This is a genomic window from Pseudomonas sp. LBUM1641 (genome assembly GCF_059716235.1).
In genome coordinates this window covers 2,083,734-2,101,315 of the sequence record NZ_CP166815.1, presented here as the reverse complement: position 1 = coordinate 2,101,315, position 17,582 = coordinate 2,083,734, and the positions used below count along the sequence as shown (strand labels likewise).

The 17,582-nt window shown below is 61.7% G+C and carries 20 protein-coding genes; 7 read left to right on the top strand and 13 right to left on the bottom strand.

What is annotated here, in order from left to right:
- Window positions 1-31: 31 nt before the first annotated feature.
- Both ACA046_RS09615 and moaB read right to left on the bottom strand, forming a co-directional pair.
- Window positions 32-1,258, bottom strand: a complete 1,227-nt coding sequence (locus ACA046_RS09615) for a molybdopterin molybdotransferase MoeA (protein WP_497676345.1) — start codon at window positions 1,256-1,258, stop codon at window positions 32-34.
- On the bottom strand, window positions 1,242-1,781 hold the full coding sequence (gene moaB / locus ACA046_RS09610) for a molybdenum cofactor biosynthesis protein B (RefSeq protein ID WP_076017373.1): 540 nt from the start codon (window positions 1,779-1,781) through the stop codon (window positions 1,242-1,244). The genes ACA046_RS09615 and moaB overlap by 17 nt, the downstream gene beginning before the upstream one ends.
- 75 nt (window positions 1,782-1,856) lie before the next feature.
- Here moaB and mobA point away from each other — a divergent pair, with 75 nt between their 5' ends.
- Together mobA and ACA046_RS09600 are read left to right on the top strand one after the other, a co-directional pair.
- Window positions 1,857-2,459, top strand: coding sequence for a molybdenum cofactor guanylyltransferase MobA (gene mobA / locus ACA046_RS09605; protein WP_076017372.1), 603 nt, complete (start codon window positions 1,857-1,859; stop codon window positions 2,457-2,459).
- An 80-nt stretch (window positions 2,460-2,539) separates the two neighbouring features.
- Window positions 2,540-2,761, top strand: coding sequence for a YgdI/YgdR family lipoprotein (locus ACA046_RS09600; protein ID WP_459027288.1), 222 nt, complete (start codon window positions 2,540-2,542; stop codon window positions 2,759-2,761).
- 58 nt (window positions 2,762-2,819) lie between these two features.
- On the opposite strand, the gene ACA046_RS09595 is transcribed toward ACA046_RS09600, so the two are convergent.
- From ACA046_RS09595 to ACA046_RS09545, 11 genes are all read right to left on the bottom strand, one after another.
- The gene (locus ACA046_RS09595; protein ID WP_497677058.1) at window positions 2,820-3,710 is read right to left on the bottom strand and encodes a pseudouridine synthase; all 891 of its coding nucleotides are present in this window, start codon (window positions 3,708-3,710) and stop codon (window positions 2,820-2,822) included.
- Window positions 3,711-3,775: 65 nt separating this feature from the next.
- Window positions 3,776-4,111 carry a hypothetical protein gene (locus tag ACA046_RS09590; protein ID WP_003209087.1) on the bottom strand — a complete coding sequence of 112 codons (336 nt, stop codon included), beginning with the start codon at window positions 4,109-4,111 and terminating at the stop codon, window positions 3,776-3,778.
- A 74-nt stretch (window positions 4,112-4,185) separates the two neighbouring features.
- Window positions 4,186-4,422: a glutaredoxin family protein gene (locus ACA046_RS09585; protein WP_026078284.1), complete on the bottom strand. Its 237-nt coding sequence runs from the start codon at window positions 4,420-4,422 to the stop codon at window positions 4,186-4,188.
- Between the two features lie 146 nt (window positions 4,423-4,568).
- On the bottom strand, window positions 4,569-5,570 hold the full coding sequence (locus tag ACA046_RS09580; RefSeq protein ID WP_497676344.1) for a Rieske 2Fe-2S domain-containing protein: 1,002 nt from the start codon (window positions 5,568-5,570) through the stop codon (window positions 4,569-4,571).
- Window positions 5,567-6,706, bottom strand: a complete 1,140-nt coding sequence (locus ACA046_RS09575) for a hypothetical protein (RefSeq protein WP_497676343.1) — start codon at window positions 6,704-6,706, stop codon at window positions 5,567-5,569. The genes ACA046_RS09580 and ACA046_RS09575 overlap by 4 nt, the downstream gene beginning before the upstream one ends.
- Window positions 6,703-7,851: an ATP-grasp domain-containing protein gene (locus ACA046_RS09570; RefSeq protein WP_497676342.1), complete on the bottom strand. Its 1,149-nt coding sequence runs from the start codon at window positions 7,849-7,851 to the stop codon at window positions 6,703-6,705. The genes ACA046_RS09575 and ACA046_RS09570 overlap by 4 nt, the downstream gene beginning before the upstream one ends.
- A complete protein-coding gene (locus tag ACA046_RS09565; RefSeq protein ID WP_497676341.1) occupies window positions 7,839-9,197 on the bottom strand; it encodes a F390 synthetase-related protein in 1,359 nt (452 codons plus the stop codon). The genes ACA046_RS09570 and ACA046_RS09565 overlap by 13 nt, the downstream gene beginning before the upstream one ends.
- Complete coding sequence (locus tag ACA046_RS09560) at window positions 9,187-10,041, bottom strand: MBL fold metallo-hydrolase (protein WP_167662539.1); 855 nt, start codon at window positions 10,039-10,041, stop codon at window positions 9,187-9,189. The genes ACA046_RS09565 and ACA046_RS09560 overlap by 11 nt, the downstream gene beginning before the upstream one ends.
- On the bottom strand, window positions 10,038-11,045 hold the full coding sequence (locus ACA046_RS09555) for an NAD-dependent epimerase/dehydratase family protein (protein WP_497676340.1): 1,008 nt from the start codon (window positions 11,043-11,045) through the stop codon (window positions 10,038-10,040). Before ACA046_RS09555 ends, ACA046_RS09560 begins: the two co-directional genes overlap by 4 nt.
- A complete protein-coding gene (locus ACA046_RS09550) occupies window positions 11,045-12,064 on the bottom strand; it encodes a beta-ketoacyl-ACP synthase 3 (RefSeq protein WP_167662541.1) in 1,020 nt (339 codons plus the stop codon). The genes ACA046_RS09555 and ACA046_RS09550 overlap by 1 nt, the downstream gene beginning before the upstream one ends.
- Window positions 12,065-12,162: 98 nt before the next feature.
- Entirely contained in the window at window positions 12,163-13,371 is a 1,209-nt protein-coding gene (locus ACA046_RS09545; protein WP_258344543.1) for an ammonium transporter, read from the bottom strand.
- A gap of 348 nt (window positions 13,372-13,719) precedes the next feature.
- On the opposite strand from ACA046_RS09545, the gene ACA046_RS09540 reads away from it, so the two are divergent.
- The 5 genes from ACA046_RS09540 (at window position 13,720) to ACA046_RS09520 (ending at window position 17,421) form a co-directional block, all read left to right on the top strand.
- Window positions 13,720-14,034, top strand: a complete 315-nt coding sequence (locus ACA046_RS09540) for an ElaB/YgaM/YqjD family protein (RefSeq protein ID WP_026078283.1) — start codon at window positions 13,720-13,722, stop codon at window positions 14,032-14,034.
- Between the two features lie 2 nt (window positions 14,035-14,036).
- The gene (locus tag ACA046_RS09535; RefSeq protein ID WP_003209078.1) at window positions 14,037-14,423 is read left to right on the top strand and encodes a phage holin family protein; all 387 of its coding nucleotides are present in this window, start codon (window positions 14,037-14,039) and stop codon (window positions 14,421-14,423) included.
- Window positions 14,420-14,761 carry a hypothetical protein gene (locus tag ACA046_RS09530; protein ID WP_008432159.1) on the top strand — a complete coding sequence of 114 codons (342 nt, stop codon included), beginning with the start codon at window positions 14,420-14,422 and terminating at the stop codon, window positions 14,759-14,761. Before ACA046_RS09535 ends, ACA046_RS09530 begins: the two co-directional genes overlap by 4 nt.
- A gap of 92 nt (window positions 14,762-14,853) precedes the next feature.
- Window positions 14,854-16,017 (top strand): EAL domain-containing protein, encoded by a 1,164-nt coding sequence (locus ACA046_RS09525; RefSeq protein WP_497676339.1) that lies wholly within the window; start codon window positions 14,854-14,856, stop codon window positions 16,015-16,017.
- A 72-nt stretch (window positions 16,018-16,089) separates the two neighbouring features.
- Window positions 16,090-17,421 carry a deoxyguanosinetriphosphate triphosphohydrolase gene (locus tag ACA046_RS09520; protein ID WP_076017365.1) on the top strand — a complete coding sequence of 444 codons (1,332 nt, stop codon included), beginning with the start codon at window positions 16,090-16,092 and terminating at the stop codon, window positions 17,419-17,421.
- The last annotated feature ends 161 nt before the right edge of the window (window positions 17,422-17,582 follow it).

The following is a 17,582-nucleotide window of genomic DNA, read 5'->3' as shown; positions in this document are numbered from 1 at the left end:
CGAGCAAGCTCGCTCCTACAGTGGGGGGAGATCAGTTCAGAACTTCACTCAACGGAATGAAGTTGACCCGATCACCGATCTCCAGCGTCGTGCCTTCCAGCACTTCCACCAAACCTTCGGCCCACGCTGCACTGCGCAGCACACCCGAGCTCTGGTTGCGGTAGATGATCGCCTTGCCCTGCTCCAGCCGCCCGCGCAGATACTCGCGACGATTCCCCGGCTTGGCCCAGACAAACCCCACCGGCACTTCAATGCGCAACGGCTGCACGTCTTCGACACCCTGGCGGCGCAACAGGTAAGGCCGCGCCAGCAAGGCAAAGGTCACCAGCGTCGACGCCGGGTTACCCGGCAAACCGATCACCGGTACGCCACGGAAATGCCCGAACGTCAGCGGCTTGCCCGGCTTGATCGCCAGCTTCCACAGCGCCAGCTCGCCCTCTTCCCGCAGCGCAATCCCGAGGAAATCCGCCTCGCCCACCGACACACCGCCGGTGGACAGAATCAAGTCGACCGAGCCCAATGCGCCCAGGCGTTCGCGGGTTTGTTCCAGGTCATCCGGCAGGATCCCGGCGTCCACCACTTCACAGCCCAGGCGCTCCAGCCAGCTGCACAGCACCCGGCGATTACTGTTGTAGATCTGCCCGGGTCCCAGCGGCAGGCCCGGCTCGATCAACTCGTCGCCGGTGGACAGCACGGCCACGCGGGCGCGTCGCACCACCTCCAGCCGATCACGACCCAGCGAAGCCGCCAGGCCCAACTCGATCGGGCCAAGACGTGTGCCGGCGGGCAACACCAGTTCGCCGACCGTGGTTTCCTGGCCTTGGGGACGGATGTTTTGATCCACCTGCAACGCTTCGGTGAAGCTCACCCGCTGATCGGGGTGGACCACGGCGTTTTCCTGCATCTCAACGCAGTCCGCGCCTTCCGGTACCGGGGCACCGGTGAAGATTCGCGCACAGGTGCCGGCGGCCAAAGGCTCCGGTGCCGTGCCTGCGAAAATGCGCTGGCTGACCACCAGCGGCTCGCCGGTCCAGTCCGCCAGGCGCAGGGCGTAACCGTCCATGGCGCTGTTGGGCCAGGGCGGCAAGTCCAGGGTCGAGATCAGCGCCTGCGCCAGCACGCGACCATCACACTCCGCCAGCGGCAACGTTTCCTGCTCACGAATCGGTGCTGCCTCGGCCATCGCCAGCAGTTGTTCGAGGGCGTCTTCAACCGGCATCAACGTACCGGTCTTGCCCGGCTTACCCACGGGATTCACAGGGCTCGGCCTGCTTCAAATGCGCGACGAAGTTGCACGGGCGGTGACGGTTATCCAGTTGCTCGGCGAGAATCCCGTCCCAACCGGTGCGCACCGCGTTGGTGGAGCCCGGCAGGCAGCACACCAGGGTGCCGTTGGCCAGGCCGGCCAGGGCACGGGACTGCACGGTGGAGGTGCCGATATCGGCCACGGAGATTTGCCGGAACAGTTCGCCGAAACCGTCCACCTGTTTATCCAACAGGCAGCTCACCGCTTCCGGGGTGCTGTCGCGGCCGGTAAAGCCGGTGCCGCCGGTGATCAACACCACTTGCACTACGTCTTCGGCAATCCAGTGCGCCACTTGCGCACGGATTTTGTACAGATCATCTTTAAGCAGAACACGCTCGGCCAGCAGGTGGCCGGCGGCGGTCAGGCGGTCGACGAAGACCTGGCCCGACGTGTCGGTTTCCAGGGTGCGCGTGTCACTGACCGTCAATACAGCAATATTCAGGGGTACAAAGGGCGCATCAGCCTTGGCTTTCATGGCTCGGTCCGGTTGTCGAAGGAACAGCCCGATGTTATATCACAGCCCCCCGTTTCACTGCCCGCAGGAGCCGCCATGCCAAGCCATTCTTCCCCTCTGCCCTGCTCCGTGCTGTTGCTGGCCGGCGGCCGTGGCCAGCGCATGGGCGGCCTCGACAAGGGCCTGCTCGACTGGCACGGTCAGCCGTTGATTGCGCACCTGCATCGTCTGGTGCGGCCTTTGACCGACGACCTGATCATCTCCTGCAATCGCAACCAGCCGCAGTACGCGACCTACGCCGATCAATTGGTCGGCGATGACAGCCCGGATTTCCCCGGGCCACTGGCCGGCATCCGCGCAGGACTTGCGGTGGCACAGCATGCGCATCTGCTGGTGCTGCCGTGTGATGTGCCGCAGATCGACACGCGATTGCTCGCGGACCTGCGCAGCACGGCGCAGCAAAATCCGTTGTTGCCGGTGATGGTGCGCCACGGCGATTTCTGGGAGCCACTGCTCTGCGTCGTACCGACGCGGCTGCGCGAGCGGTTCGATGAGGCCTGGGCAGCCGGCGAGCGCAGCCCGCGCCGGATCATGCAGGCGCTGGGGGCACTGGCCCTGGATTGCCCCGCCGACGACCCACGCCTGGCCAACCTCAATACACCGGAGTTGTTGCACCGCCCGCCCAGCGTGTCAGAATGAGCGTCGAACAAGGAACTTTGCCGACGTTACACACGTCACAAGGTCAGTACTCAACAAAGCATTCTCTCGGAGACAAACTCATGACTCAACGGACCATCGCCGCTCTCATGCTTGCACTGGGCCTCGCTACCCTTGCCGGTTGCGCCTCGCCTACAGTGATTACCCTGAATGACGGTCGCGAAATCCAGGCCGTCGACACTCCTAGTTTCGACAAGTCCACCGGCTTCTACGAATTTGAACAGCTGGATGGCAAGCGCACCCAGATCAACAAGGATCAGGTTCGCACCGTTAAAGACCTGTAAGTCTTAACGCCAGATACGAAAAAGCCCGCGTAATGCGGGCTTTTTCGTTCCTGGGGGTTTACCAGTCCAGGCTGATCTCGCTGCGAAAGTTAAGCTCCAGACCGGTAACCGGGTCGATGAAACGCACGCCTTGGGCCAGCAGCTTGAGTGGGTTGGCGTAATCGTCCTCGGCATCCTTGATGACATCGGGGTAGAACGGGTCGTTACAGATACTCGCGCCCAACGCCGTCATGTGCACCCGCAACTGATGCTTTTTGCCGGTCACCGGAAACAGGCCGTAGCGCCATAGGTCGCCGTTCTTTTCCCGCACCTCGATGGCCGTCTCGGTATTGCTCGCGCCCTCGCCTTCCTGCATGCGAAAGAACGGCTCACCATCCACCAGCCGGCTTTTGTGCACCAGCGGAAAGGTCAGCCCCGGTAATGCCGGAGCAATGGCTTCGTAGAACTTGTCGATCTTGCGCGTGGGAAACAGCTGCTGATACGCCGAGCGCGTCTGCGGGTTTGCCGAAAACAGCACCAGCCCGGCGGTATGCCGATCGATACGATGCAGTGGCACCAGGGCCGGGTTGTCCAGGCGACGAATCAAGCGCCGCAACAGCGTCTGCTCGACATACTCGCCGGCGGGCGTTACCGGCAGGAAGTGCGGCTTGTCAGCCACCACCAAGTGTTCATCGGCGTACAGGATCGTCTCCTGCACCGGGATCACTTTCTCGTTCGGCACTTCGCGAAAGTAGTAGATGCACAGGCCTTCGCGGTAGGCCAAGTCCTGAGCGATAGGTGCGCCGTTAATGTCCAGCACCCGGCCCCGGGCGATGCGGTCCAGCCATTGTTCACGGCTGATGGCCTGGAAGTGCTCGCACAGACACTCCAGTACGGTGGCCCAGGCGCCCGGCGGCAGGTACAAGGTGCTGGCTTGATGCTGGGCAGCGGAAAAAACGGACATGGGCAGGCTCAAAACGTGGACATACAGGCGGGCATTATCCCGCATGCGGCCGGATCAGGCCCAGCACAGATTCAAGCCTTGGCCAATTCTGCGCGCAGCACCGGCGACGCACTGGCTGCCTCGGTGAATTCCTTGAGCCAGCGCAGCACATCCACCGCTTCCCAGCGGCCCGGGTCATAAAGCGCATACAGCAAGCCCTGATAGCCCACCACATCCAACTGCTTGTGATAACCGGCACGCTGGAACAGCGCCTCGATCTCGGCAAAGCACGTATTGAAGTGCACTTTGTTAAAGGGCGTCTTGCCTTCCGTGACCAGGCCATCGAGGCGCAGCTCGTTCACCGCGTCGCGCACGACGTCGGCGGACATGCGATTGACGCTGCTTTTCAGTTGTTCAACATTCACCACGGGCGTTCCCTCTCATTCAATCGCTGTACAAACATACAGTAACTGAATAATCGGAAACTCGCCATCGCAGAGTGCTAGAGGAGAAAGCTCACCACCTGCGCTTCATCGAACGGCCAATCCAGCTCCGCGCCCGTATCCACCCGGCGCAGCACCGGAATACGCAGACCGTAGGCTTCGAACAAGGCCTCGGAATCGGCGATATCCACCAACTCCACCAGCAGGCCGTGTTCGACCAACGGCATGATTTCGGCTTCGGCAAACTCGCAAAGATGGCAGCCCAGGGTGCCGAACAACTGACATTCAGGAAGCATGGCAAAGGGTCCGAGAAGAATCAGGCGACTATTCTAACAGCGTCGGGACACTGCAGATCAGTAGGGCCAACAGCGGATGCTGCCAAGGGTGGATGAGGTACGCCCAAACATCGACTCTTGGCAACACGACTCTATCCTGATGCCCCCTAGAGCCAGATCTCCAGCTCCCGCTCGGCAAAGACCAGTGGCTGGCCGTGCTCCAGCAACTGCCGGATGCTTGGCCCAAGCAGGTCTTGCGGCCCATCCATAGGCGTCGCAGGTGTAGTGTGAAAGCGCAGTTGATTAGCGCTGACACGCTCCAGGATCTGACGGTCCTGGCGCAAGATCACCTGGAACAATCGGCGCAATACCAACTGTTTGAGTAGCGCCGGCAATACCCCGCGCGTTGTGGTAACCCGGGCAAACAAGCGCACTTGGCCATCCCCATCCGGCGTCATCCAGGCGCTGACCAGCAGATTAAGCCCGCCGCGCGCATCGCGATATTCGATCTCTGCCAGCCCCGGCAAGCGAAAGCGCCCCATGCTGACGCCACGCTCACCCTCGAACCAGCGCGAGATCAACCCTGATTGCTTGCCCTCATCGCTATAGACTGCCTCGACACCGTCTGCGAGGGCGCGCACACGAACACTGAGTTTTTGCCGCTGCCTGTCGTGGCGTATCCACCCGGCATGCACGAAATGCGTGTGAAAACCGTCGAGAAAATTCTCCGCAGCGTCTTGTAGTGAACACTGCACCTGATCGGTCATCCAGAACGTGTCGAGATCCTGCTGTTGCGGGGCAGGCGCAGTGGGAGTTGTTTGAGGACGCTCAGGACCAAGACTGACCCATACCAGCCCGTCGGCCTCGCAACTATGCAAGCTATCCAGCAACGGCTTGCTGCAGGTTGCCAGCTTGGTGCCCGGCACCCGCGTACAACGTCCATCGGCGGCAAATCGCCAACCGTGATAGGGGCATTCAATCTGCCCATCGCGAACCTTGCCTGCGCTCAATGGCGCAAAGCGATGCGGGCAGCGATCAGGTAGAGCAGCGACGTCCCCATCTTCATCCCGAAACAGCACCAACGGCAGGCCAAATAACTGGCGTGCCAACGGAGCATTTCGCAGTTCGTGGCTCAAGGCTACCGGCCACCAGCCGTTTACTTGACTCATAGTTTGAACTTACGCATCAAGGGCACACCGATGCCATGCAACAGGTGGCTCAGGACCTGCCACACCCACCTGCGACCCCAGGACAAATGGGCGACATGGATGAGGCTGTACTCGATCTGCGGCTGGCCCCCCCGCAAGCGTTTGAACTCGGCAGCACCCGAGCTGAAGTTCAATACCACGCCGCGCTCAACCGCCTCTTGCAGGCACAACCGCGTGAGTTGGCGATACAACCCGGCCCGCTGCGGCAGGGCGGTGTCGTAACCCACTATCGGGGTGCTGAGCGTCCCAGCGTTGGCAAACCAGCCAAGGGCACCGTCAATGCGCCCCTCAGCATTGCGTAAAGCCCGCATCTCCAACCAACCTTCACGTTGACCACGCTGCATCCACTGGGCGCTATAGTGCGGGTTCAGCCTGCAGTACTTGTCCAGGTAAAGCAGGTTGTAAAGATGCTCGATGCGTTGAAAGTCGCTGTCATCCAGCGCCGCGCCCCGCACCACTTCATAGGGGCTGCGGCGCAGCAAGGTGGCGTCCAGCCGGGTGTTGTGGTGCTTGAGAAACGAAGCCTGCGCCCCAGCCCGTCCATCGAACAGATAGACCTGTCGGCTGGGAATACTCAGGTAGCCAAGTCTTTCCAGATTCAGGCGTAGCTCCCGATTGCTGAAGTCATTCAGAGAGCGAAAACCAAACCCATAATCGGGAAACGTTCGACGCAACAAGGCGGTGATCGCCGACAGTTCGGTGATGTCCCAGTCGCCTGGGTAGAGGTTGGTGGACAGCAGCCAGTTGTTGACCTGCACCAATTTGTCGACATTGGCCCGGCGCAGCAGATGGTCCACGCCCTGAGTCAGGATCTTCAGCGGCCAAGTCAGCCAGGGCCGGCCAAGGCGTTTGATCTCTTCGCGGGCGTAGCCGCTATAAGCAGTTTGAGGCGACACCACGTAGCAGTTGTCATCCGGCTCAAGGCCCTCGGTGATACTGACGGGAAAGTGCTGCGTCCCTGTGTCGAGCAGCGCCATGCGGGTAATGACGTTGCCGATCAGCGCGCCGCCGGCACACGTACGCACATAGCGCCGGGCGAGGCTGTCGTCGGCGCGGACGGGCTCACTGAGCAGTTGCTCTTCGAGTATCAATCTCATGGCAGGTCCTCGCTCAACGGCTGGCCGTTCCACTCGATGTCTGCGGTGGACGCGGCCAGCAGGCCGCAGCGCCGGGAAGCCGCACGCGCGATAATTTCAGCCAGGCTCAGCACTTGCGCGGTCAGCGGCCAGAAATCACCTTTGCGGGTAATCACATCGCGGGCATCGGCATAGTCACGCCAGAACCCCGCGTTCAACACCTGCTTTGGCGCCACCAGCAGGAGCATCGCCAGCGCAATCATCCGGGGTTCGCAGGTCGGCTCAAGCACGCCGCTGCCACTCAGGCTGGCGACCAGTTGCCTGCGCTGATTATCGAACAGATGCACACCACTGGTGGCTCGTGGGTTGCACTCCAACACATGAAAATGTCCAGCCGTATCTTCGATAAAGTCGAAACCCACCTGCCCGGTGTAGCCAGTTTCGCGACCGAATTGTTCGAGGAACTGGCGCACCGGCGCCGGTGCGCAAGGCTCGAAATAAATCCCCGACCCACGTCCCACCCGGTAGCGCGGGTGGTAGCAGCTATGGGCGCGCAACTCACCGTCGACCAAGACGCTGAAACTGCAATATTCACGGCCCTCGATAAACCGCTGCGCCACCCAAGGCGCCGCTTCACTGGGCTGTACCTTTGCCAGTTGCCTGACTTTCGGGCGGATCAACGTCTGGGAGGCAAAGCGCGAATATGCCGGTTTGAACACCCACTGGCTCGCTTCACACGTCAATGCCTGTACCGCCAGGCGATCAGTCAACAGGCGGGTTTCAGGAGCCGCCAACGCCCAGCCCGCCGTCATGGCTGCGAAACTACCCTTGTGATGCAAGCGATGCAGCAAGGCAAAATCGCTGGTCAACACCCTGCAAAGCGGCGCCAGGCGCTCGAGACCGTGGGCCAGGTAAAACACTTCCTCGCAGGTGGGCAGCAGCAAATCGATGTGCTGCGCCTGGATCACCTGTGCCAGTGCCGTGATCCAGGCTGCTGGAACCTGTCGAGGTTCCGGCAGGCGCACAAAGTGCTGCACCGAACAACTGAAACGGCTCAGCGGCTGGCTCAAGGAATCCCCCACGCTGACCGTCCAGCCCGCCTCATCAAAGGCCCGCGCCCACTCCAGGCAGGCTGGGGCGCGCGCGCCAAGAATCAGTACATGCATGGCAAACCCTCGGGCAGTTGCAGCAGTTTCAGGCGGCGGCGCTTGGCATACGCCTGCGGCGGCTGCCACTGGCCAAAGCTCAACGCGGGAAGTTGCAGCCCCTGTTGGCAGCACAATGCGTGAATGCTCTGCATCAAGGCCCGGCACAGGTCGGCGTAGTTGGCAGCAGATTGCACGTTGATCTGCCAGTGCAGGCCCTGCTGGTGGATTTCATACTCCTGCAAGCACTCGCCATGCATCAGCAAGGCGCGCCGCAGCACATCCGGATAGAGCGCTCGCAATTGAACACCGCTCAAGTCGGGTAGCCACAGAATGTCATCCACACGGCCCTCGACAGCGGCAATCGCACGCTCGGCACGCCCACAAGCGCAAGGCGCCTGGGCAACCCGGAGAACGTCGTTGAGACGGTAACGCACGATCAACTGGGTGCGTCGGGAGAAGTCGGTGATGATCGGCTGAAAACGTGTGCGCGCGGCGTCCAGCCAATCCGCTTCGATGTGCAGGTGGCTTTCGTTCAGGTGTAAAGTGCCCTTTTCGCAGGTGTAGCCAAGAAAGCCTTCACTGGCCTGGTAAATCTGCCGCGGAGCCACGCCAAACGCTGCCTGTACCCCTTCAGCTTCGGCTGTTTCGAGGACTTCCGCCACTGACAGGATATGGCTGGGACGGATGGAGAGTCGCCCTGCCAGCGCTGCTTCGGCCAACCCGCGCAGTACCGTAGCCGGCGCCACCAGTACGTCGGGCTGCTGAGTGTTGAGACGCGCCAGCGCTGCGTCGAACCCCAGGGTCAGGTCGTGAAAAGCAAAGTCGATGCGACGACTCGCCAGTGTCGTATAGAGCCGGCTGTTGGCCCGTAGAAAGAACGCAATGCGCAGCGGCGCATGCCATGGGAGAAGCAGGCGTGGCAGTAGATGACGCGGTAAAGTGCGAGCCAGCAGGATCCCGGCCCATCGTTGCCGCTCCAGGCTACTGACCAGGAATACGCCTTGATTACCCGAGGTCCCGCTCGACAAGCCGACGGTGATGTCACCCAGCGTCGGGCTGAAATCCCGGGATACTTCAGCCTGGCGTGCCAGCGGCAGCACCTCCTCCAGGCTCAAGCCGCGGGTGTTGAACCCGGCGAAATCCCCCATCAACGTGGCTTTGTCCATCAGCGGCAACGTGCTCAAATTCGTCACCACCTTGCCCTTGAAACGCTGAGACTGAGGCAATACCCGTCGCAGGAAGTACTTCAGCTGCCGAGCCTGCCAGGCTTCCAATTGTTCCCGGCGGGTAAACCTCAACCGGTAGCGGCTATGCAGGAAACTGAGCGCGCTGCGCAATGTGCCAATCAAGCGCTCACCGCTCATCGCCGAACGCCTCCCAGGCATGGGTGCAATGGGAAGGCAAGACCGCTACGGCCGGCTCGTGGCGGATCAAGGTGCCCAAGCCGCTGTAGGTTTGGCGATACTGTTGGGCATCGTGGCTGGCAAACCATAAGGCCGGTGGCGCTGGCAGCCGCCCGGCACGGCAGGCGGGCACCGACCAGCACGCGTCGGCCACCAGAAACACTGGCCGCCCCTGGGCATCGGGTATAAACAACCCCAACTGTCCTTCGCTATGCCCCGGCAGCGGTACGCCCAGCAGGCTGGCGTCGCCAAGCAAGTCGATGCCTTGGCGAAAAGGCGCCATCCACTGCGGCAACGTAGCTTTTTTGCAGGTATCGGCGAGGGTCAGGCGCGCGGCGAAATCGTCGGGCAACAAGGCCGGCAGGTGACCGCCGAGGGTCGCTCGCCAGCGATGGCCGCGCAGGCTTTCGATGTGTTTGCGGTCGGCATCCAAGGCAATGAACGTGGCCTTGGGAAAGTCCCTGAGCCCGGCGATATGATCGCTGTGAAAGTGCGAAATGATCACCGTGCGTATGTCATCGGGACCAATACCGAATGCGCGTAATTGCGTGAGCAGCTGTTCTTTCACCGGTAACTCGACCGGCACCGCAGTGCGATACAGGCGCTCAGGCAGTGCGTGTGTGGCGTTAAAAAAGTGTTCGGCGTAACCGGTGTCGTAGAGTATCCAGCCCGCGTCGGGATGTCGGATCAAGCCGCACAACGCCGGAAAGCGTGTCGGTGCCCAGCGCCCTCCCCGATCGGCCATGCATTCCAGATGTTGGCACCAGCCGGCCCGCAGAACACTCAGGCTCACCGTACGACTCATGCTCCCACTCCTTGTTGGGCAAGCCACCACTGCGCGTGCTGGCGAATGCCTTCGTCCTGCGTCACTACCGGACGGTAGTCTAACTCGTTTCGGATGGTGCTCAGGTCCAGGGTTTGGCTGAATGCCAGCACACCGGCACCATACCGTGTCAGCAAAGGCTCGCCGCTGCCTCTCAGGTGTGCGCTGGCTTCCAGCACCCGAGCCACCGCGTCCATCAATCGCCATGGCAAGCGCCGAGTGCGCAGGTTCAGTTGAAACTGATCGGCGACGCGGTGCAGTAAGTCAGCGACAGTCAACGGCGTGCCGTTGCTGACGTTATAGGTGCACACCGCCCGCGGCAACGGTTGGGTCAGGCTCAACATTACCGCGTGCACCAGGTTATCGACGCAGGTCAGGTCCAGTTGCGCCTGTCCGCCACGCATCAGAGGAATCGGCCCGCGCTGCATTACCCGCAGCAAACGTGGCATCAAGGTAGCGTCCCACGGGCCAAACACCGCACGCGGGCGCAGGATGACTGCCTCGGCGAGCCCGGCTTCATGCACCCGTGTTTCCGCCAGCGCCTTGCTGCGGGCGTATTCGTTGACCGGGGGTGGCAGCGGTTCGTCTTCGCGAATATCGAGACGATCACGGAACGCAAAATACAGACTGGGTGTGGACAAGTGCACCAGACGCTTTACACGGTTGACGCGGCAGGCATGCAGCACCTCGGCAGTGGAATCAAGATTGGCCCTGGCAAATGCCGACGGCGTGCCCCATGGCGAGGACAGCGCCGCGCAATGAACCGCCGCCGCACAATCCTGTGAGGCATCGAGCAGTGCGCTGCAAGCCCCTGACGTACCGTGCTCCAGCGGCACCCAAGATGCCACACCAGGGCTCAGGCCAATGACCTCGGCCGCAGCACGGGCATTACGGCCGGTAAACTGCACTTCACACCCTTGGCCGGCGAGACGCCAGACAATGTGCCGGCCAATGAATCCGGTGCCACCGGTGACGAGAATTTTCATCAGTATTCCAGGACCATGCCGCCAAGGGACAAGCCCGCGCCGGTGCCAATCAGCATCAGCCGCTGGCCGCGCTGAATACGCTGGTCACGGATGGCGATATCCAGCGCGGTGGGCAGTGACGCGGCCACCTGATTGCCGTGCCGGGCGAAGATATCGATGACCTGTTCCGGGGCAAACCCCAGCCGCCGGGCCGCATGTTGCATCGCCTGTTGGCTGGCTTGGTGGGGGATGACCCAATCGATCTGGGGCTTGGTCAAACCGGCCTGGCTAAGCAGCTCATCCACCAGCATGGGCAGATGTTTGGCGGCCAGTCGGAACACGCTTTTGCCCTGCATTGAAAAACTGGTCAGCGGTTCGAACGGCCCATCTATTCGCCGTGGGTGATGACGCGAACCACCGGCAGGAATCTGGCACATATCTGCGCCTTCGGAATACGTCTTGAGGTTCGAGGCGAGGATTTTCGACCCGCCGTCGCTGACGGCCAGCACCACCGCTGCGGCACCGTCGCCGAAGATTGCGCAGACTTCCACCTGCTGCCAGTCCAGTCCACAGGAAGCGATATCCGAACACACCAGCAAAATGCGTTGGTAGCGTCCGGCAAGCAGTGGCCAGGACAGCGTATCAACAGCGGCGATAAACCCCAGGCAACTGGCATTGATGTCCATGGCGGGAATGCCGGAAGCGCCCAGCCCCAATTCGCGGTGCAACAATGCGGCGTTACACGGCATGCCCTGGTCCATGGTGCCACTGGCACAGGCGACCAGGTCGATCTGATCCAGCGCCAGCCCCGCTGCCAGCAATGCCCGGCGTGCGGCGATGGCTCCGAGGCTCGCGGCATTTTCGCTACGGCTGGCAACGTGCCGTTGGGTGACACCACTGATGCGCGCGACGCTGCCGGCCACAAGGCCAAGTTCAGCATCCAGCTGCGCACTGGTGACGATGTGTTCAGGCAGTGCGTGCCCCGACCCCAAGATGTTTATTGGCCTACAGGCGAGGGGCAATCGTTGAGAGGTTGGCATTCAAGTTCCGTTTGAAAGGGTGTCGCCTGGCTATTGGCTATTGTTGTTTGCCCATACTATCAGCGGCAAGACGCAACACCCTAAATGGAAACCGCCCCTCAATCCTGACTGACCGCCCCAATCTTGTGGATCGACAGATCCGCACCGTAATACTCCTCTTCCTGGCTCAAGCGCAGCCCGTAAACTCGCTTGATCACGCCGTACACCAGGAAGCCGCCGGCCAGCGCCACGACCACGCCCAGCGCGGTGCCGATCAACTGGCTGATCAGGCTCACGCCGCCCAGACCACCCAGGGCGGTCTGGCCGAAGATCCCGCAGGCAATCCCGCCCCACACGCCGCACAGCCCGTGCAGCGGCCACACACCCAGCACATCGTCGATCTTCCAGCGATCCTGGGCCGCGATGAAGAACCAGACGAACAAGCCGCCCGCCACCGCGCCTGTCACCAGGGCGCCCACCGGGTGCATCAGGTCGGAGCCGGCACAGATCGCGACCAACCCGGCCAGCGGACCGTTGTGCAAGAAGCCTGGGTCGTTACGCCCGATCACCAATGCCGCCACAGTGCCACCGACCATCGCCATCAACGAGTTGACCGCCACCAGCCCGCTGACCCCGGACAGGGTTTGCGCACTCATGACGTTGAAGCCGAACCAGCCGACGATCAAGATCCACGAGCCCAACGCGAGGAATGGAATGCTCGACGGCGCGAACGCCACCAGGCGCCCTTCCCGATAACGTCCCTGGCGCGGGCCGAGCAGCAACACGGCCGCGAGTGCCAGCCAGCCGCCCATGGCGTGCACCACGACGCTGCCGGCAAAGTCATGGAAGCTCGCGCCGAAGCTGGCCAGCAACCAGGCTTGCAGCCCGTAATTGCCATTCCACACCATGCCTTCGAAAAACGGGTAGATGAAGGCTACGATCAACGCGGTGGCACATAGTTGCGGCGCAAAACGCGCGCGCTCGGCAATCCCCCCGGAGATGATCGCCGGGATCGCTGCCGCAAAGGTCAGCAGGAAGAAGAATTTCACCAGGCCGTAACCGTGGTCGGCGCTGATCACCGCCGCCGGTTGCATGAAGGTCACGCCGTAGGAGATCCAATAGCCTATAAAGAAATAGGCCAGTGTGGAGATGGCGAAGTCACTGAGGATTTTCGACAGGGCATTGACCTGGTTCTTCTGGCGCACGGTACCGACTTCCAGGAAGGCAAAGCCGGCGTGCATGGCCAGGACCATGACCGCACCAATCAGAATGAACAGCGTGTTGGAACTGTGGACGAGGGTGTCCACCGCGCTTTGCAAATTTTCCATGGAGGATGGCAGGCCTGCACATGCAGGAAAAAGCACCAAAGCAGTTCATGACCTTCATGACGCGCACTAAATTGGCCCCGACGGTTCGACCTTCTTTTGAGGCCGTGAACCGGTTTAGCGCATCGATCATTGAGAAAGGCAGAATCCGACAGGGTTTTTCCGCGAGTTTTAGTTATTTAGGGTAAGGTTTTTCAGGGTTTGAGCCCCAACCGCCCGGATTCAGCGCAAGGCCCCAGGCCTGCGCACCAAGGCAAAGCAAAAGCTGTACCAGACAATTGCAGTGAACCTTCACCGATGCCGGTGACTCGAAACCAAAAGTAAACAGACCAGCTACTCACGGAGATAACCATGGCCAGAAAAACGGCAAAGACTGCTCAAGAAATACTGATGGCGGATTTTCAAACCCTGGTCAGCGATACCGAGAAACTGCTGGACGACACGGCGATTCTGGCCGGTGACCAGGCAGACGAGCTGCGCAGCAAGATTCACGACAGCCTGCTCAAGGCCCGTGAAACCCTGCAACTGACCGAAGACTCCCTGCGCGAACGCGGGCAGGCGGCGGTCACGGCCACTGAGGATTATGTCCAGGCCAACCCATGGCAGTCCGTCGGCATTGCAGCCGGCGTGGGCTTTTTGATCGGCCTGCTGGCTACAAGGCGCTAATCATGTCTATCGGCGAATCCGGCTCGTCAACGGGCCCAAGTTCTACTTCACGGCGCCTGGGCGCGGCTGTCCTGGGTTTGCTGCACAGCCACGTCGAGCTGTTTGGCATCGAGTTGCAGGAGCAGAAAGCCCGCACCGTCAGCCTGTTGCTGTTCGCGGGCCTGGCGCTGGTGTTTGCCCTCCTGTTGCTGGTGGGTTTGTCGGCGCTGGTGATGATTCTGGTGTGGGATACCTACCGCCTGACCGGGATCATCAGCCTGTGTGTGTTCTACATACTGGCCGCAGCATTCTGCGGGTTGCGCCTGAAGGCGGCGGTGTTCGATGAGTCCACGCCGTTCCACGCCACCCTCGAAGAGCTGGCCAACGACCGGGAGCGCCTGCTGCCATGAGCATGACTGAACTGCCGCAAAACACTTCCCGGCGAGAGATGCGCAAGGCGTTGATCCGCCTGCGCATGGAAATGCACCGCCAGGAAATTCGTCACGAGTCCCAGCAACTGATGCTGCCGCTGCAAAAGGTGCGCAACATGGGCCAGAGCTGGCAGGACGGTTTTGGCATCAAGCACGCGCCGCTGTGGGGCGTGGGCGTGGTGACGCTGTTGGGCTTTCTTACCGGTAAAGGCGCCAAGGGCGGCGGAATCGGCACCATGACCCGCCTGGTGCGGCTTGGCGCCGGTCTGATCCCGTTGATCAAATTGGCTATGCAGGGTGCTTCGCGCAAAAGTTAAGCCGCGCTGGCTGCATTCTTGCAAACAGATCAGGCCCGGCCCTCACCTTCGAGGGCCGGGCCTTTTTTATTCCGGTCTTTTAAGGAGGCCCTGTGATCGACGGGCAACCGCTCGCCTGCTTCCAGCCATTCATCGACACCGCTACCGGCCGCATCGCCGGCGTAGAAGCCTTGGGCCGACTGCGCCAGGCGAACGGTGAACTGCGCTCGGTGGGTCCGTTGTTTGCCGACCCGCGCACGCCCTCCGTGGCCTTGCGCCGCCTGGACCGAAAGATCCGCGACAATGCCCTGAGCCGTCTGCATGAAGCCCCGCAAGAGTGGTTCCTCAGCCTGAACATCTCGCCACGCTGGATTACCCGGCTGCGCCCGGGGCAGGCCTTGCCGAGCCTGAAGCAATTGCAGGTGCATAACGTCGACCCGCGCCGTATCGTCTTCGAGATCACGGAACTGGGCGGCGATATCCAGCGCCTGGCCGAAGTGGTCGAGCGCTACCGCGAAGCCGGGGCGCGGATTGCCATTGATGATTTCGGCGCTGGCTATTCGCAACTGGACCGGGTGCTGGCCCTGCAACCGGACATTCTCAAGCTCGACATGCGCCTGTTCCAGGCTGCTGCCCGGGGTGGCCCCAGCGGGGACGTGGTGCGGGCGCTGGCACAAATGGCGGAAAAAACCGGCTGCTGGATCATTGCCGAGGGCGTCGAAACCGAGACCCAGCTCAATTTCGCCCTGGAATGTGGTTCGCGTTATGTCCAGGGCTACCTGTTCGCCCAGGCCCACCTGGACTGGTTCGACACCGACGCGTTCGTGCCGCGCTTCGCCCAACTGCGCACCGGTTACGTCCAACAGAAGCTGGCCGAACGTGGCCGGATTATGCAGCTGCGCCAGCAACTGGCGGAGCTGATGCAGATCCTGCAAACCTGGGCCCACACCCATGCACCGCTGAGCCAACTGCCGCAATTACCGGCGTTTCCCTGGCTGCTGCGTTTTTACCAGTGCGACCGGCATGGCACGCAACTGACGCCCAATTTCGAATGGCACCAGGGCGCCTGGCAAGCCGACAGCCGCTACCTGGGCCACAACTGGTCATGGCGTCCGTATTTTTATCATCTGCTGGCCGAAGGTTGGGAGGAGCGGCGGCTGACCCTGTCCTCAACCTATCGCGATGCCACCACCAACCAGTACTGCCTGACTGCCGGACAATTCTTTGATAATGGTCAGCGCCTGCTGCTAATCGATATCGACGCCGCCGGCCTGTAGTTTTTCGCTTGCGAAGGCCCGGCTGAACCGGGAAGCTGGGAGGCGTCATTCACCGCACGGAGAGTACCCGCCTTGGATTGGCCCACCCTGCTTACCCGCGAACGCCTTGGAAAACCGCTGCACAGCCCGGAAGAACTGGGGCGCAGCCCGTTTCACAAAGACCATGATCGCATCATCTTTTCCGGCGCGTTTCGCCGCCTGGGCCGCAAGACCCAAGTGCATCCGGTGACCAGCAACGATCACATCCATACGCGGCTGACCCATTCCCTGGAAGTCAGCTGCGTGGGACGGTCCCTGGGCATGCGCGTGGGCGAGACGATCCGCAGCGCCCTGCCCGACTGGTGTGACCCGAGCGACCTGGGCATGGTGGTGCAATCAGCCTGCCTGGCCCACGACATCGGTAATCCGCCGTTTGGTCATTCCGGTGAAGACGCGATCCGGCACTGGTTCCAGCAAGCTTCCGGACGTGGCTGGCTGGATGACATGACCAGCGCCGAGCGCAATGACTTCCTCAATTTCGAAGGTAATGCCCAGGGCTTCCGGGTACTCACGCAGCTGGAATACCACCAGTTCGACGGCGGTACCCGGTTGACTTACGCCACCTTGGGCACCTACCTGAAATACCCCTGGACCGCCCGCCACGCCGACTCGCTGGGCTACAAGAAACACAAGTTCGGCTGCTACCAGAGCGAGCTGCCGATTCTCGAGCAGATCGCCCAGAAGCTTGGCTTGCCGCAACTGGAAGAACAGCGCTGGGCGCGACATCCTTTGGTGTACCTGATGGAGGCGGCCGACGATATCTGCTACGCGTTGATCGACCTCGAAGACGGGCTGGAAATGGAGCTGCTGGAATACGCCGAGGTCGAGTCACTGCTGCTGGACCTGGTGGGCGACGATTTACCGCAAACCTACCGGCAACTCGGCCCGCTGGATTCCCGGCGACGCAAGCTGGCGATCCTGCGGGGCAAGGCCATCGAGCACCTGACCAACGCCGCTGCCCGGGCGTTCGTCGAGCAACAGGACGCGTTGCTGGCCGGTACCCTGCCGGGGGACTTGGTGGAACATATGCACGGCCCCGCCAAGCGTTGCGTACTGGATGCCAAGGACATGGCGCGCAAGAAGATCTTCCAGGACAAGCGCAAGACCCTGCATGAAATCGGCGCCTACACCACCCTCGAAATCCTCTTGAATGCCTTCTGCGGCGCGGCCCTGGAACAACATGGTGGTCGCACCCCGTCGTTCAAGAACCGGCGCATCCTCGACCTGCTGGGCAACAGCGCCCCCGACCCGTCGTGGTCATTGCACGCTTCGTTCCTGCGCATGATCGACTTCATCGCCGGCATGACCGACAGCTACGCCAGTGAAATGGCCCGAGAAATGACTGGACGCTCCAGTCCGCAATAACCCAGCGCCCTGGCTTATGGCCAGGGCCACTTTTTCAAAGAATCGCCCTACGCACGGAACAGAGCGGCCTGATCGAACTTCTTCCCCACCGCGATGAATAATCGCGCGCCATGACCGCAGTGTTTCGACACACTCCTGCGCCCCATAACTGGCGGGCCATT

Bases quoted from the DNA above. Each gene is read 5' to 3' on its own strand.
- mobA (WP_076017372.1), top strand. From the start codon at position 1,857: ATGCCAAGCCATTCTTCCCCTCTGCCCTGCTCCGTGCTGTTGCTGGCC.
- moaB (WP_076017373.1), bottom strand. From the start codon at position 1,781: ATGAAAGCCAAGGCTGATGCGCCCTTTGTACCCCTGAATATTGCTGTA.
- ACA046_RS09530 (WP_008432159.1), top strand. From the start codon at position 14,420: ATGAGCATGACTGAACTGCCGCAAAACACTTCCCGGCGAGAGATGCGC.
- ACA046_RS09535 (WP_003209078.1), top strand. From the start codon at position 14,037: ATGTCTATCGGCGAATCCGGCTCGTCAACGGGCCCAAGTTCTACTTCA.
- ACA046_RS09565 (WP_497676341.1), bottom strand. From the start codon at position 9,197: ATGAGCGGTGAGCGCTTGATTGGCACATTGCGCAGCGCGCTCAGTTTC.
- ACA046_RS09555 (WP_497676340.1), bottom strand. From the start codon at position 11,045: ATGAAAATTCTCGTCACCGGTGGCACCGGATTCATTGGCCGGCACATT.
- ACA046_RS09575 (WP_497676343.1), bottom strand. From the start codon at position 6,706: ATGAGATTGATACTCGAAGAGCAACTGCTCAGTGAGCCCGTCCGCGCC.
- ACA046_RS09560 (WP_167662539.1), bottom strand. From the start codon at position 10,041: ATGAGTCGTACGGTGAGCCTGAGTGTTCTGCGGGCCGGCTGGTGCCAA.
- ACA046_RS09585 (WP_026078284.1), bottom strand. From the start codon at position 4,422: ATGCTTCCTGAATGTCAGTTGTTCGGCACCCTGGGCTGCCATCTTTGC.
- ACA046_RS09570 (WP_497676342.1), bottom strand. From the start codon at position 7,851: ATGCATGTACTGATTCTTGGCGCGCGCGCCCCAGCCTGCCTGGAGTGG.
- ACA046_RS09600 (WP_459027288.1), top strand. From the start codon at position 2,540: ATGACTCAACGGACCATCGCCGCTCTCATGCTTGCACTGGGCCTCGCT.
- ACA046_RS09550 (WP_167662541.1), bottom strand. From the start codon at position 12,064: ATGCCAACCTCTCAACGATTGCCCCTCGCCTGTAGGCCAATAAACATC.
- ACA046_RS09540 (WP_026078283.1), top strand. From the start codon at position 13,720: ATGGCCAGAAAAACGGCAAAGACTGCTCAAGAAATACTGATGGCGGAT.
- ACA046_RS09580 (WP_497676344.1), bottom strand. From the start codon at position 5,570: ATGAGTCAAGTAAACGGCTGGTGGCCGGTAGCCTTGAGCCACGAACTG.
- ACA046_RS09545 (WP_258344543.1), bottom strand. From the start codon at position 13,371: ATGGAAAATTTGCAAAGCGCGGTGGACACCCTCGTCCACAGTTCCAAC.